At 42.2% G+C, this 14633-nt stretch carries 11 protein-coding genes and 1 rRNA gene; 8 read left to right on the top strand and 4 right to left on the bottom strand.

Features of this window, described 5'->3' with window-relative positions:
- The first annotated feature begins 525 nt into the window (after window positions 1-525).
- The 4 genes from AAJP47_RS12020 to AAJP47_RS12010 all read left to right on the top strand — a co-directional run bounded on the left by AAJP47_RS12020 (window position 526) and on the right by AAJP47_RS12010 (window position 4331).
- Window positions 526-2055 carry a M20/M25/M40 family metallo-hydrolase gene (locus tag AAJP47_RS12020; RefSeq protein WP_346718156.1) on the top strand — a complete coding sequence of 510 codons (1530 nt, stop codon included), beginning with the start codon at window positions 526-528 and terminating at the stop codon, window positions 2053-2055.
- 36 nt (window positions 2056-2091) lie between these two features.
- Window positions 2092-2204: ribosomal RNA gene (gene rrf, locus AAJP47_RS13480) — 5S ribosomal RNA — on the top strand.
- A gap of 128 nt (window positions 2205-2332) precedes the next feature.
- Window positions 2333-3163, top strand: a complete 831-nt coding sequence (locus AAJP47_RS12015) for a TIR domain-containing protein (protein ID WP_346718155.1) — start codon at window positions 2333-2335, stop codon at window positions 3161-3163.
- A gap of 58 nt (window positions 3164-3221) precedes the next feature.
- The gene (locus tag AAJP47_RS12010; protein ID WP_346718154.1) at window positions 3222-4331 is read left to right on the top strand and encodes a PIN domain-containing protein; all 1110 of its coding nucleotides are present in this window, start codon (window positions 3222-3224) and stop codon (window positions 4329-4331) included.
- A gap of 82 nt (window positions 4332-4413) precedes the next feature.
- Here the strand turns inward: AAJP47_RS12010 and AAJP47_RS12005 are convergent, their stop codons facing one another.
- Window positions 4414-4674: a DUF1289 domain-containing protein gene (locus AAJP47_RS12005; RefSeq protein WP_346718153.1), complete on the bottom strand. Its 261-nt coding sequence runs from the start codon at window positions 4672-4674 to the stop codon at window positions 4414-4416.
- A gap of 177 nt (window positions 4675-4851) precedes the next feature.
- Here AAJP47_RS12005 and AAJP47_RS12000 point away from each other — a divergent pair, with 177 nt between their 5' ends.
- From AAJP47_RS12000 to AAJP47_RS11990, 3 genes are all read left to right on the top strand, one after another.
- Window positions 4852-5514 (top strand): YqiA/YcfP family alpha/beta fold hydrolase, encoded by a 663-nt coding sequence (locus AAJP47_RS12000; RefSeq protein ID WP_346718152.1) that lies wholly within the window; start codon window positions 4852-4854, stop codon window positions 5512-5514.
- 125 nt (window positions 5515-5639) lie between these two features.
- Window positions 5640-7526, top strand: coding sequence for a DNA topoisomerase IV subunit B (gene parE, locus AAJP47_RS11995; protein WP_346718151.1), 1887 nt, complete (start codon window positions 5640-5642; stop codon window positions 7524-7526).
- Between the two features lie 315 nt (window positions 7527-7841).
- A complete protein-coding gene (locus tag AAJP47_RS11990) occupies window positions 7842-8510 on the top strand; it encodes a lysophospholipid acyltransferase family protein (RefSeq protein WP_346718150.1) in 669 nt (222 codons plus the stop codon).
- A gap of 150 nt (window positions 8511-8660) precedes the next feature.
- Here AAJP47_RS11990 and budC read toward each other — a convergent pair whose 3' ends face one another.
- Both budC and AAJP47_RS11980 read right to left on the bottom strand, forming a co-directional pair.
- On the bottom strand, window positions 8661-9443 hold the full coding sequence (gene budC / locus AAJP47_RS11985; protein WP_346718149.1) for a meso-2,3-butanediol dehydrogenase: 783 nt from the start codon (window positions 9441-9443) through the stop codon (window positions 8661-8663).
- 324 nt (window positions 9444-9767) lie between these two features.
- A complete protein-coding gene (locus tag AAJP47_RS11980; RefSeq protein WP_346718148.1) occupies window positions 9768-11549 on the bottom strand; it encodes a mechanosensitive ion channel in 1782 nt (593 codons plus the stop codon).
- Between the two features lie 477 nt (window positions 11550-12026).
- Here AAJP47_RS11980 and bamJ point away from each other — a divergent pair, with 477 nt between their 5' ends.
- Entirely contained in the window at window positions 12027-12758 is a 732-nt protein-coding gene (gene bamJ, locus AAJP47_RS11975; protein ID WP_346718147.1) for a BamJ family beta-barrel-assembly machinery protein, read from the top strand.
- A 254-nt stretch (window positions 12759-13012) separates the two neighbouring features.
- On the opposite strand, the gene argA is transcribed toward bamJ, so the two are convergent.
- On the bottom strand, window positions 13013-14335 hold the full coding sequence (gene argA, locus AAJP47_RS11970) for an amino-acid N-acetyltransferase (protein WP_346718146.1): 1323 nt from the start codon (window positions 14333-14335) through the stop codon (window positions 13013-13015).
- Between the last annotated feature and the right edge of the window lie 298 nt (window positions 14336-14633).

Genomic DNA, 14633 nt, shown 5'->3' with positions numbered 1-14633 from the left:
TACGGCGCTCAGGTCATCGTCAGCTCTCTATTCCTGACTAGCCCCTTGATACTAACGTATCAAGGGGCTTTTCTTTGTCCGCCATTTGACCAGTCTGCTCGCTATCTCCTCTTCTAACCTCTTTATCTTATTCAAGATAAGCACTGTGCTTCCCATGAAATCGTAGTTTCTGTACGGTTGGTTTAGGTATTGGATTATATTCTCTGAAAATCTTCCTTTTAAGCATTCGGCCTCATTTTACATATTTGTGTTCCTACTGTATTGGCTGCTTTTCCCAGTCAACCCATCTACCTATTCAATTTAACACCATGATTTAAGCAATGTTAACCAATTGACATAGACTGTATTCCTATATGGATATTGTTGGACTGTGCTATTAGTGCTAAATTCATAGAACTTAAGATCATTAATCACTAAAACAACTTAGAATAAATGGTCAATATGTCATTCAATGACAATATCTTGATTAGATAGTTTAAAGTTACAATGGATTGCATTGATTGGCTTCATAAATATAGGGAAATTATGAATAAATTACAGGTTTTTTCTTTGGTTGGTGCTGCGCTTATGATGTGTAACACTGCCAATGCCGCTAAACTATCTGCAAGTTCTGCTGCTGAGTATGCACAAGGTACTTATCCTGAGTACTTTGGTCTTTTAAAACTACCAAACGACGCGATCGTCCCAGCGGACATACGTAAAAACGTTGATTTTCTTGAGACGGCTTTCCGTAAGCGCGGCTTTGACACAAAGCAATTAGCAAACGATGGTAAGCCCATGCTGTTTGCAGAACAACCAAATGCTGACCCCAAACGTAAGACGGTGCTCTTTTATATGCACCTTGATGGCCAGCCAGTAGTACCTGAACAATGGGATCAGAAGGATCCTTGGACGCCTGTACTTAAACAACGTAACGCAAATGGCGAGTGGGAAGAGATGGATTCTGCAAAGTTACTCAAAGGTTCGGTTGATCCAGAATGGCGAGTTTTTGGGCGTTCTTCTGCAGATGATAAAGCGCCAATCATGATGCTTCTTGCTACTATGGATGCCATAAAGTCCAGTGGCGCCGCGCAGGGTGTGAATGTGAAGGTCTTGCTTGATAGTGAGGAAGAAAAAGGGTCTCCTTCAATTAACAAGGTAATGTCAGCCAATAAAGAACTGCTGCGCTCAGATGTCATCGTGATTAATGATGGGCCGATGCACGCAACCAACCAGCCCACTCTTATTTTTGGTAATCGAGGTGCCGCTCAGGCGCGCCTTACCGTTTACGGTGCCAAAGTACCGCTGCATAGTGGCCATTATGGTAACTACTCACCCAACCCCGCTCAACGCTTGGCGACCCTTCTTGCTTCCATGAAGGGTGATGATGGCCATGTCACCATACCGGGTTACTATGATCGCGTGAAACTCAATGCCGCTGACCGTAAGATTATGGCTGCCGTTCCAGATGATGAAGCTGCGATGCAGAAGCGCCTTGGTATCTCAAATCCTGACAAGGTAGGGAACAACTATCAGGAGGCAATGCAGTATCCATCGCTCAATGTTCGAGGAATGGCCTCGGCTGCCGTTGGTGATAAGGTCGCCACTATTGTGCCTGACATGGCAGTGGCCGAGCTGGATCTACGTACGACGCCAGAGTCGGATGCCAACTACCTTACCAAGCTCGTTGAGACCCATATTCAAAAACAAGGCTATCACTTGGTGACAGGCGCACCTACTGATGATGATAGAGCGCGCTTCGATAAGTTAGCAAGTTTCACTTATCAGAGTAAAGGTGGCAACGCTGCAGCGACACCGATGGATGCGCCAGTAGGCAAATGGGCATACCAATCTATGACTGAAGCATTTGGCGGAACGCCTGCGCCAGTGCGTATTCGTATGATGGGCGGCACTGTGCCAACGGCAGAGATTGTGGACGCTCTGCAAGTGCCATTCGTTATTGTGCCCTTGGTTAATGCCGACAACAATCAGCACGCTGCTAATGAAAATATGCGGATGGGTAACTATATTAATGGCGTACGTACTCTCTATAGTCTAGTTACTAAGCCTTTATAGTCAGGAAAAAAAGGGTGACAAGGTTCACGCTTAATTGCTAATCACAATAGCACGATGTATCACTTGATAAATTTTGAACTCAGAAGTGAAATATCGTAGCACCAATGGTAGTGTGGGTTCGCCCATGTGAGTGTAGATCATCGTCAGCTCTCTATTCTTCAATACCCCCTTACACAAAAATGTGAGGGGGCTTTGTTTGTTTGGGTTCCTATTCATTAAGTAGCATTCGTTGCTATACTTACTATATTATTGCTATATAAAGTATGGAGATCATAAATTGAGAAAACCACGATTATTTATTGCTTCTTCAGTTGAAAGTATACCAATTGCCGAAGCTGTCAATGTAAACCTAGATCATCAGTTTGAAGTTACTATTTGGACAGGCGGTACGTTTAAACTTTCATCTTCAACTATTGAAGATTTAGTTGAGAAGTCCTCTACCGTCGACTTTGCACTATTTATTTTTGCGCCAGATGATGTAGCTATAATTAGAGATGAAAATCAACATATAGTTAGAGATAATGTGGTATTTGAACTTGGATTATTTGTTGGTGCTATTGGAAAGGAACGTTCTTTCATTCTTAAGCCTCGTGATGTAGATATACATTTACCAACTGATTTGCTAGGTATGACGCCTGCTGACTATGATCCAAACCGCTCAGATAGTGATTTAGTTTCTGCAACTAATAGAGCTTGCTCATTAATTAAAATAGAAGCTGCTAGTTTAGGTATTCTAAATCGTTCTAGTCTTTCTGAATCCAAAGCAATTATTGCTAATCCATCTAACTATGAATTAAAAGAGCAAGATTATAACTTTCTAGCCTCTTGTCTTCAAAGTTACGTTTCTGATCCAATTGGCTTAGCATTTCATAGAATTGCTAGCAATTTTCGTGAAGTAAACGAGGCTTTTCTTCAAATATCACTCATTAAGTTAGAACGTATGGGTTTAATAAGCAAGTCTATAGAAACAGACCATCAAGATGGTTATGATTTCTATACATATTCAATTACTGAGTTAGGTGTAGATGAACTTCTAAATAATGAGAAATTTCTTAAACCTAAAGCTTCCAAATCAGTTAATGGTTTCGATACTAATATTCCTTTTTAATGACAGTAAGAAAGTTCGAAATTGATTTTAAAATGCGACGTATATTATAAGGGAAGCTATGAGCATTGAACTGGAAAGTAGATTAGTATTTATTGATACGTCAGTATATGAAAGTAAAAATTATCAATTTACTGAACATACATTAGGAAACCTTTGTGATTTTCTCGAGTCTAAAAGAATTCATCTTTTGATAACTCAAATTACGATTAATGAAATCAAAGCTCACTTACTTTCTAAATCACAGGAATCAGCTAGAGCTATTAAGAAAATACAAAAGGAGGCAATGTTTTTAAGAAACGCCCCTGAACTTCCATGCTATGGTATTTTTAATAAAGTAACAGCAAATGATATTTATGAATCAGCTTTACGAAACTTTGAGGATTTTATGGATAGAAGCTCAGCGGAGATCGTTGATATATCCAATGTAGATGCTACGATTATTTTCGATAGGTATTTTAATTCAGAACCTCCATTTGGTGTATTGAAGAAAAAGTCAGAATTTCCTGATGCATTCGTACTAGAAGCTGTGTCTAAAGTAAGTGATGATAGAGGACATACTTTGTATTTAATTAGCAATGATGGCGATATGGAGAACTACGCTGATACTGTAGATAATTTGATCTATCTAAATAAGGTTGAGGACTTCTTAAATCTAGTTATAAGAGAAGAAAAAGAGTTAGCAGATCCTGTGAGGTATGCAGATAGTGTTTTTGAAAAGTTAAAAGCTGAGTTAATTGAAATCGCTGAAGTAAAAATTAGTGAGGGAGAGTTTTATTCTGATGAGGTCATGGGGTTTAATGATGAAATTTACCAAGTAGATATCGAGTCAGTTTGTATAGCCAACAAAAATATTATTTCAGTATCTAAAGAGAGCGTTGAATATGAAATAGATTTTGAAGTAGTCTTGAAAGCTCGTTATTCAGTTATTGATTATGATCGTTCTCCTTGGGATCCCGAAGACAAAAGATATATGTTTGTTCTATACAATGATATAACTAAAAAACATACAGAAACTTTCTTGGCTTACGTAAACATCGATTATATGGACGGTATAAAGGCAAATGCAGAAATAGTAGAATTATATTTTACTGATTCAGCATTCGAATTAAATGAAGACAACAGCGAATTATTAAATGTTAAATCTTTAGACTTAGACGACGGTCAGTAAAAATAAAGATTGAGTTATCTTAGTAATAGCGATTACCGAAAGTACATGTAATTGCTTAACTCTACATCCTGATTTTTAATCACTAAAACAACTCACCCACCTCAAACTCTTCTTCAAAGTCAAATCCCAACTGCTCATTCTTACGCTGTTTCATCTGCTCGATACGCTGTTTACGACCCACAATAAGCCGTAACACCTCTCGGCGCTGCTCTGTCGTCATCTCATGCCAAAACTGACGCTCAGGACGACTGCGCAGGCAACCAAAGCAATAGCCTTTTTTATTGCTTTGACAGACACCGATACAAGGGTTGTCTATGTCAAACAGCTCAAACTGTGGATTCATGGCGGCTCCATCGCTACTACGGTCATTCCTTTGGTGGGCGCAAAACTCGGATAATAGCCTATTATGTCGCAAATACCGAATAATAGTGTGCCGTTTTATTGTTACTATGTTTACTGAGCCGGTGTTATGCTGAGTATCACAGTCTTTATAAAACAATCAAAATAAGCGAGATAATACGTGAACCTCATCTATATTCATGGTTTGGACAGCGATGCCAATTCTACCAAAGGCATGTTATTAGAAAAATATTGTCAGCAGCACCATCCAGACATTACCGTACTGCGCCCAGATTTGAATCAATCGCCTGAGCACGTTTTTAAGCACCTAGTATCGTTGATAGAAAACGCCAATAATGATGAAACTAAAAACACTAAAGCCGCGCAGTCGCACACATCAAACACAGTACTGGTCGGCAGCTCGTTAGGCGGGTATTTTTCTACCTTAATCAGCAATCATACTGGTTGCGCCGCGCTATTATTAAATCCCAGTACGCAGCCGCACATCACGCTACAGCGATTTGCCGACGAGTCTGTGTCAACTGATAACGCCAAAGAAGCGTTGTTGGAGGATTACGTTCTGCATTCGACGGCAGGTGGCTGGAATATTACCAATACTGATTTACAGTGGTTTGCTGACCATCCGTTATCAGTCGTTAATCATCCAGATAAAGTCGCGGTACTGATTAAAGAAGGCGATGAGTTATTAGATCCTGAGCTGGCCAAAACCTTTTATCAAGAACAAGGTGCTACGGTGACAGTACAAGCTGGCGGCGATCATCGATTCAGTGACTTTGGTGAGCAATTGCCCATGGTGCTTAAGCTAATACAGCAGTTGGTCTAAAATCGCATCAAATAAATAGACGACATTATATGACGTAAGCGACCGACTATTACCATTAAGGTCGCTATTTTTCGTTATAATGGTTTAATAGAATTAATCGCACATGAACAATTAAGGATGCATTTGTGAGTCAATATAATGCGCAATCGTTAGAAGTTTTAGAAGGGTTAGAGCCAGTTCGTCGTCGTCCCGGTATGTATACTGATACCACGCGCCCCAATCATTTGGCGCAAGAGGTCATTGACAACTCCGTCGATGAAGCATTGGCAGGTTATGCCAAAACCATTAAAGTGCAACTGCACAGTGATGGTTCGTTGTCAGTCGAGGATGATGGTCGCGGGATGCCGACCGATATTCATCCGGAATTTAATCAATCTGGTATTGAGCTGATTTTGACTCGCTTGCATGCGGGTGGTAAGTTTTCGACCTCTAATTATGAGGTGTCGGGTGGTCTGCACGGCGTGGGTATCTCCGTTGTGAATGCGCTATCCACACGTGTTGAAGTTACCGTATGGCGTGACAGTACGCAGTTTGACATGGCATTTGAAAATGGCGCACCCGTGACGCCTTTGACCGAAGCGGTCAGTTCAAACAAGCGCAAACGTGGTACCAGAGTCCATTTTTGGGCGGATGGCAGTTTTTTTGATACGCCCAAGTTTAATGTAAAACAGCTTAAGCACAATTTAAAAGCCAAAGCGGTTTTAGCGGCAGGACTGACGATTGAGTTTGTCGATGATATCAACGATGAAAAAGTCGTTTGGCAATTTACCGATGGCGTGGTTGAGTATTTAAACGAGCAATTAGATGGTCTTGAGACATTGCCGCAAGCGCCATTTTATTATAACTACGATGCGAAAGCGGGTGAACGGGCTGCCATTACTTTTGCGTTGTCTTGGTTGCCTGAGGGCGGAGCACCGATTCAAGAAAGCTATGTGAACTTGATTCCGACGGCTCAGGGCGGTACGCACGTCAATGGTCTACGCACGGGTATTTTAGAAGCCTTGCGCGAGTTTTGTGATATTCACAACTTATTGCCTCGTAGCGTGAAGCTGACGGCAGAGGATGTGTGGGATGGGGTAAATTATATCCTATCGTTGAAGTTCTCGGAGCCGCAGTTTTCTGGTCAAACCAAAGAGCGCTTGTCTAGTCGTGAAGCGGCTGGCGCGGTACAGACATTGGCAAAAGATGCCTTTAGTTTGTGGCTCAACCAACATGCCGATATGGGAACGCAAATTGCTGAGCTTGCGATTAACAAAGCAGGACGTCGTCTCAAATCTGCCAAAAAAGTCGCTCGTAAAAAGATCACGCAAGGACCTGCACTGCCGGGTAAACTGGCCGACTGTCGCGGTGATCTGCGTGATGGTGCGGAGCTCTTCTTGGTCGAAGGTGACTCTGCGGGCGGTAGCGCCAAACAAGCGCGTGACCGTCACTACCAAGCGATCTTGCCATTGCGTGGTAAGATTCTTAATACGTGGGAAGTCTCTTCAGATACGGTACTATCAAGCCAAGAGATTCACGACATTGCGATTGCCATCGGCGTCGATCCAGCCTCTGATGACTTATCCGAGCTGCGCTACGACAAGGTTTGTATTTTAGCCGATGCTGACTCTGATGGCTTGCACATTGCCACGTTGATTTGCGCGTTATTCGTCAAGCATTTTCCGGCGTTGGTCGATGCCGGTCATTTATTTGTCGCCATGCCGCCGTTATACCGCGTGGATGTGGGTAAAGAGGTGCATTATGCATTAGATGAGCCTGAGCTAGAACACATTTTGGCCAATGTCCCAGGCAATAAAAAGGCACAAATCACACGCTTTAAAGGGCTAGGCGAGATGAGTGCGGAGCAGTTACGTGAGACGACTATGAACCGTGATACTCGTCGCTTAGTGCAGCTAGATATGGATGACATGGTGCTTACCAACGGTATCATGGACATGCTATTGGCGAAAAAGCGCGCCGCTGATCGCAAATCATGGCTTGAAAATAAAGGCAACTTAGCGGATATCTCATAAATGCGTGTCTTATAAAAGTCAGTCCTACAGATACCTGTAGATGTTTTTTTATTACTCGCTTATTGATTAGTACATTCATTCGCAAATAACATGTATAAAAATAGGGCAACGCGCCACTGAGATAAATTTTGCTTTCTTTATGTGCCTGTGCAGATAGAGGCTGTGCACAATTTACCTCAGTAGCATGGATTTCATTTATAGTGGATCGAATGTGTATAGATAGACAAGCGGCTCAGTAATAAAACCTATAAAATTCAACTTAGTAGCCTAATCTTGATGGTATGATACAGTTATCTTTTACTATATGGTGCCATCATGACATCGAAAGGTTTAAAACGTTCTAAAGTATTGCCCAATCTGAGTAAAGAGCAGCTTGGCGACAAGGTTCCAAAACGTGGTAGTAAAGTGGCACCCGTGATTGCCTCGGCATTACTAAAAATGGCTGGCTGGCGCAACGTGGGAGAGATTCCAAATATTCCGCAAGCGGTGGTGCTGGCACTTCCGCATACGTCGAACGTTGACGGTATCTATGCCATTCCATCCTTATTTGCGTTGGATCTGAAAGTCAGTATCATGGCGAAGCACACCCTGTTTAAAGTGCCCGTATTGGCACAGCTTTTATATTGGGTAGGGGTCATTCCTATTGATCGGGGCAACAAAGGTTCAGTATTACAAGCAAGTATCGATAAATTCAAAACAGGTAAACCCTTGTTTTTGGGATTGGCACCAGAAGGCACGCGCAAATATACTGAAAGCTGGAAGACGGGGTTTTATTATTTAGCGCTGGGTGCTGGCGTGCCGATTTTGCCAGTTGCCATGGATTATAAAACCAAAGAAGTCCGGTTTCTGTCATTGGTTTATCCTAGCGGCGATATCGAAGCAGATCTGCCAAAGATATATACACAGTATGAAGGCGTCATGCCAAGACATCCAGAGCGTATGTCGCAGCCACTACAAGACGTTAATAATCGCTATTACCAATAGTCTTATCGATAGAATTTTATGAAGTGACTAGTTTTATTAATTGACTGGTTTTATTAATTGACTAGTACTGAAAAGCCCCTGAACTCAATAGTTCAGGGGCTTTTTTTATCAGATGGATTTTGGTTCTATCACCAATCTTTTATTTATATGTTAAAAATGTGGCTGACCGTTAGAGGCACTAACGCCGCCATCGACTGGTAAGTTGACACCAGTAATCATAGCGGCATCTTCACTGGCTAAAAACGTAATAGCGGCTGCAATGTCTTCAGGTGCTGCAAGACGACCAAGGGCAGAGCGCGCGATGAATTTGTCCGTTTTTTCTGAGTTGTCTTGAATGGCGGTCGTCATATTCGTTTTGGTCACGCTTGGGTTGACGGCATTGACACGCACGCCATCCGGTCCGTGATCCAAGGCCAAGGTACGTGTTAAATTGGTGACACCTGCTTTGGCTGCATTGTACGCGGCCATATTCCAATCACCGCCCATGCCTGAGAGTGATGAGACATTGACGATATTGCCTTTAGTGGCAATTAGGTACGGCATTGCTGCTTGTGAAACATAAAAATTACCATTTAAATTGATGTTAATGGCGGTATTCCAGTCTTCGGTAGACAAGTCCGTTATTTTGCCTTGCATGGCTTTACCAGCATTGTTGACCAATACATCGATTTTACCAAAGGTGTCTACTGCGGCCTGCATCATCTCTTTTACTTGGCTTTGTACGCTAATATCACAAACCACGGTTAGATAGTTGTCAGTATGAATCCAGCTATGGTCTTGTGGAAACTCTTTGGCGGTTTCTCTTAATGTATCAGCAGTACGTCCTACTAGAACGACGCTCGCGCCTTCTCGTGCAAATCGAATGGCCGTTGCTCGCCCAATACCTGAGCCTGCTCCTGTGACGACGACAGTTTTGTCTTTAAAACGTTTCATAAAATCAATCCTTGTTATTATAGGGTGTTCGTTAAATAGTCTTAATAAATGTACCTGAAAAAAGCGCTGGGACGCAGTTTATAATCTGTAAGTCTACGCCCAACCCATATTGCTTGATCCTCATCATAGCAACTGATTACGACAAAAGCGACTTTGTCTGTTAGGGCTTATGTAGTTGAATTTTTCATGAATAAAAAATAGTGGCGGCCTATTTATAAGCTTGTACCTATAAGAAAAATAATGAATATGCAGTTGGCTTTTTAACCATAAAAAAAGACAGCCTAAGCTGTCTTTTTGGTGGTTAGTATTGAGAGTAATGGAGACTTATTTGTTATCAAGATCGTCATTGATACCGTTATTCGGTAGCAAATGATCATCACCAACGATATCGTTATTAACAGTGTTGCTGTTACCGACGTTAGTGTTATCCAGACTGCTATTACCAAAGCCATTAGTACCAACATTGTCATTAGCGATGTCATCAGTATTAACGCGCGTTGTACTATTTATTTGCGTTGTATCGACGATATCAGTATGCAAGTTAGGAGTTGCTGTGCTTGTGGTAGAGGCTGATGGCGTGTTTTCGCGAACAGAATCCGCAAATTTTTCTCGTGTTGAGGTACTTGGCTGAAGGGCAGATTTTGCTTGCGCTTCCTTATGCTCTCTGTCCATTTTGTCTTGCATCTTACGTAGGAAGCGAGCGGCTGCTTCTTGACCACCAAGACCAAACGATAGGGCAAAGGCCACGGCCACGGCACCCAAGGTTAGACCGAATGCAAGGTTAACGATAGAGTCGGCAATGCCCATCGCTTTAAGACCCATGGCAAGTACTAAGCCCATGATCAATACGCGTACGATGTTGGCAAGGAATTGCGAACCTTGTTCAGAACGCTCAACCACACCAGCAATGATATTGGCCAGCCAAAAGCCGATAAATAGAACAATCGCACCTAGGATGATATTGGCACCGAAGGCGATAAACATCGTGATGATGCCAGAGATGGCGACAAAACCAAGGAGATCAGCGGCAGCGATAGACGCAAACAACATGGCAAAGAAAATAATGGCATAACCCACTAAGTCAGAAACTTTTTGATTACCCATGGTTTGTTGTAGACCAACTTTCGCAGGCAATTGATTGATTTCAGTGTTTTCGATCAAACCTTTGATGATGTTGGCAACCATACGAATAACATAGAAAGTAACGACTAGAATTGCGATTGCCATAAAGATGCTTGGCAATGCTTCCATGATTCTATTCAGCATGTTGGTCGCTGGACGAGCAACTGCTTCAATTTTTAGCGCATTTAAGGCAGCGATGATCGTTGGAATGATGATGACTAAGAATGCCAATGAACCAGCAATGTTAGGCAAGCTGTTTTGTTTACTCAGGCCTGCTCTTGAAGCCAGTTCTTGTACATTAAAAGTAGAGACAAGGTTGGTCACAATGCCGCGTACGATTTTGGCAATGATATAACCAACAACAAATACCACACCTGCGATGAGGATGTTAGGGATAAAGTTAAAGATTTTATCGACCATATTGGTCAATGGTGCAAACAATCCATCAAGCTCTAGTTGACCAAGTACCATAGTCAACACAACCAATAAGATGAACCAATAAACCATGTCAGCAATCGTGCTGCTCATTGGTTTGACACCCGCTTTGGCACTCAAACGCTCATCCATTGAGGTTTTTGCCAAGGCTGCGTTGATGGCGGTGCGTGCAACCGTTGCCACAACCCAACCAATGACACCAAGGGCGATAGCACCGATAAGATTAGGAATGAACGCCAATACTTGGTTAACCATGTTTGCAAATGGTGCCGAAATAGAGTTTAAGTTCAACTGGCTCAGCGCCCCTGAAATGGCAATAATAAAGATAAACCAAAAAACGATCTTGGAGATTATACCCTCAAGATCGTAAGTTTTACCTGTTGACGAATTCATACGTTGATTTAGATTTATTTTAGATAGTACGCCGCGTACCAGTGCCGCGATGCCAAGTGCTGCGAGCCAACCAATAATGAAAATCAAGATAGCGCCGATAATAGAACCGATCGGTCCACCTAAATAACCATTGAATGATGTGTACATTGGATTCATCTTATCCTCCTTTAATCATCATATGAAAGCCGTCAAATAATACTGTAAGTCCAGTCTTCAGGTACCAGTAATAATGAGCGAAACCATTACATAGATGGTTATAATAAATAGTATTTTTTAAGTTAAATTATGCGATGACGTTATAATTTTCGAGGATGTATCCCTATCTGATGATATCGATTTACCTTGTGCTAACGACTGCACTACCAATATCCAAACAAACAGGGTAAAAGCTTACACTCAGTTACTGATCACTTTAACTAATTCAGCTTAGCCTATGTATTAGTGGATTTAAAGATAGAAAGCTTAACGTGTTGCTGTATTTGTGTGATAACTTGTTATCATGAATAGAAATATTAACACAGACTGTACATTAGCCCGATAATTTCATCGCAAATATAGCTCCCAAAACTCATATTTGTTATGATGTTATGCAAATTATTCGTAAATATCCTTTTTATAACTCGAGAACCTCTTATGAAAAAAATCACTACCTTAAGCGTTAGTGCCCTTGCTAGTGCAATGCTATTGATCACCGGCTGTAGCACAAACAATGGTAATCAAGAAACAGCGGCAAAAAGCGTCTCAATCACTGAGCAAAGCCCAGCAAAAGAAAAAGTGGGCTACAGCTTGGGCTTTATGATGGCAGAAGGCAATAAAGAAGCGGTACAAGACTTGGATCTTGATACGTTCGAGCAGGGGTTCCGTGATGGCTATGAAGGCAAAGACTCAGCACTTACCCAAGAGCAGATGCAAGAAGTATTGATGGCTTATCAAAAAGAGCAAGAAGAGAAGTTTGTCAAAGATATGGAATCAAAAGCGGCTGACAATAAGACCAAAGGCGCGGCATTCTTAGCAGAGAACGCCAAAAAAGAAGGTGTGAAAACCACTGCTTCTGGCTTACAGTATAAAGTCATCACACCAGGTACAGGTAAATCACCAAAAGCGACTGATGTCGTTGAAGTGAACTACGAAGGTAAATTGATCGATGGTACGGTATTTGATAGCTCTTATGAGCGCGGCGAGCCAATTGAATTCCCACTAAACCAAGTTATCGCTGGCTGGACGGAAGGTCTACAGTTGATGAAAGAAGGCGGTAAATACGAGTTTTATATCCCATCAGACATCGCGTACGGCGAAGCGGGTAACGCAGGTATTGAGCCTAACAGTACGCTTATCTTTACCGTTGAGCTGTTAACCGTAAAATAATTGCCTTATTAAGCATTTATTTGGCGTAAAAAAGCAGTAAACACAAAAAAGCCTTCACAATGATGAAGGCTTTTTTTTTGGCTATTATAGTCAGTTCAAAATAAAATCGATACGTTAATAGCAACGTGCTACTGGGTAAATTTTTCTTGCTTGTTGTTCGCGGGCGTGACAGAGGCTGCAAAAAATTTACCTCAGCAGCCCTGTTTCGGTTTTAGAGTAACTTGACTATAAAATGTTCTATACGCTGACGTCAATTACAGGTTTTTTTGGAAAACTTTCGAGTTGCGACCGTTATGATATTTCTCTAAACGTGCGGCTGGCAGGGCGCTAGCATCAACCTCTTCAAAGCCTTGCTCAACAAACCAATGTGCCGTGCGCGTGGTTAAGACAAACAGTTTGTGCAAACCATGACTGCGCGCTTGTTGCTCTAAAAATGCCAATAAGTCAGCACCGCGACTGCCACTACGATAATCAGGATGTACCGCAACGCAGGCCACTTCTGCCGATGTAGTATCTAATGGATGAAGGGCAGCACACCCTAAAATCATACCATCGCGTTCAATGACACTATATTGATCAATCTCTTGCTCTAAGCGTTCGCGTGAGCGACTGACCAGAATACCTTGTTCTTCTAGCGGTGATAACAGTTCGATCAGACCAACCACATCATCGATATCAGCGCGGCGAATCTCTTCATAAGGATCATGACTGATCAAGGTGCCAGAACCATCACGGGTGAATAGCTCTTCTAATAAAGCCCCGTCTTTGGCATAAGAGATGATATGCGTACGATGCACCCCTTGGCGGCAAGCCAAACTGGCGCAATTTAAGAAGTAATTGATTTCGCAGTTCAAATCACGATCCCGTAAGAAACGATCCACTTCGTTTGGAATCATTTCACGTAACAACCGATCGTTATCATTGATACCCGTGTCTTCACCTAAGAATATAAGCTTATCGGCGCCAAGCTCTATGGCCGCACTGAGCGCCACGTCTTCAGCCAGTAAGTTGAAGACTTCGCCAGTCGCTGAGTAGCCCATTGATCCCAAAATCACAATATGGTCATGCAATAGGTTGTTTTTGATGGCTTCAACATCGATAGAGCGAACTTCTCCGGTCATTTGGTAGTCAACGCCCTCACGAATACCATAAGGACGCGCCGTGACAAAATTGCCTGAGATGGCATCAATGCGCGAGCCATACATGGGCGAATTGGCCAGACCCATCGACAGCTGTGCTTCAATTTGCAACCGAATTGCGCCCACCGCTTGTAAAATGGCTGGCATGGCCGCTTTTGGCGTGATGCGAACGTCTTGATGCAAAGGCGAGGTAATGTCTGTGCCTTTTAGATTATTCTCGATTTGTGGCCTTGCGCCATGCACCAATACCAGCTTGATACCCAAGCTATGCAATAAAGCAAAATCGTGAATAAGAGTACTGAAATTGGGGTGATTGACCGCTTCGCCACCAAACATAATCACGAACGTTTTGCCGCGATGCGTGTTGATGTAGGGAGCAGAGTTACGAAACCAATGGACGTATTCAGGGTTAATTTGTGGCATAGCACTAGTAGTCATAATAGAAGCAATAGTTGTCAGAATAAAAAAGAGGCGTCGCAAAAAATTGCCAATCGCTAAAGATTTACCATAGCAAAAAACATCGTGATGAGCTATCTTTTATTTTAGTCGTTTTTATCGATTTTAATCGCTGCTTGACTATATACACAACCGCTACACGGGGCTCATGTACGCACAAACACTTTTTGTTATGCTAAACGCTGTTGCCTGACAGGCAGTGACTCGACGTAACTCATAAAATTAAGTAACTTATAAAATCAATAGGTAACTGATGAAATCAATGACCCAGATGTGATTA

This window comes from Psychrobacter halotolerans (assembly GCF_039680845.1).
Taxonomy (GTDB): Bacteria; Pseudomonadota; Gammaproteobacteria; order Pseudomonadales; family Moraxellaceae; genus Psychrobacter.
The sequence above is the reverse complement of the archived record's forward strand: the minus strand, read 5'-3'. Positions and strand labels throughout refer to the sequence as shown.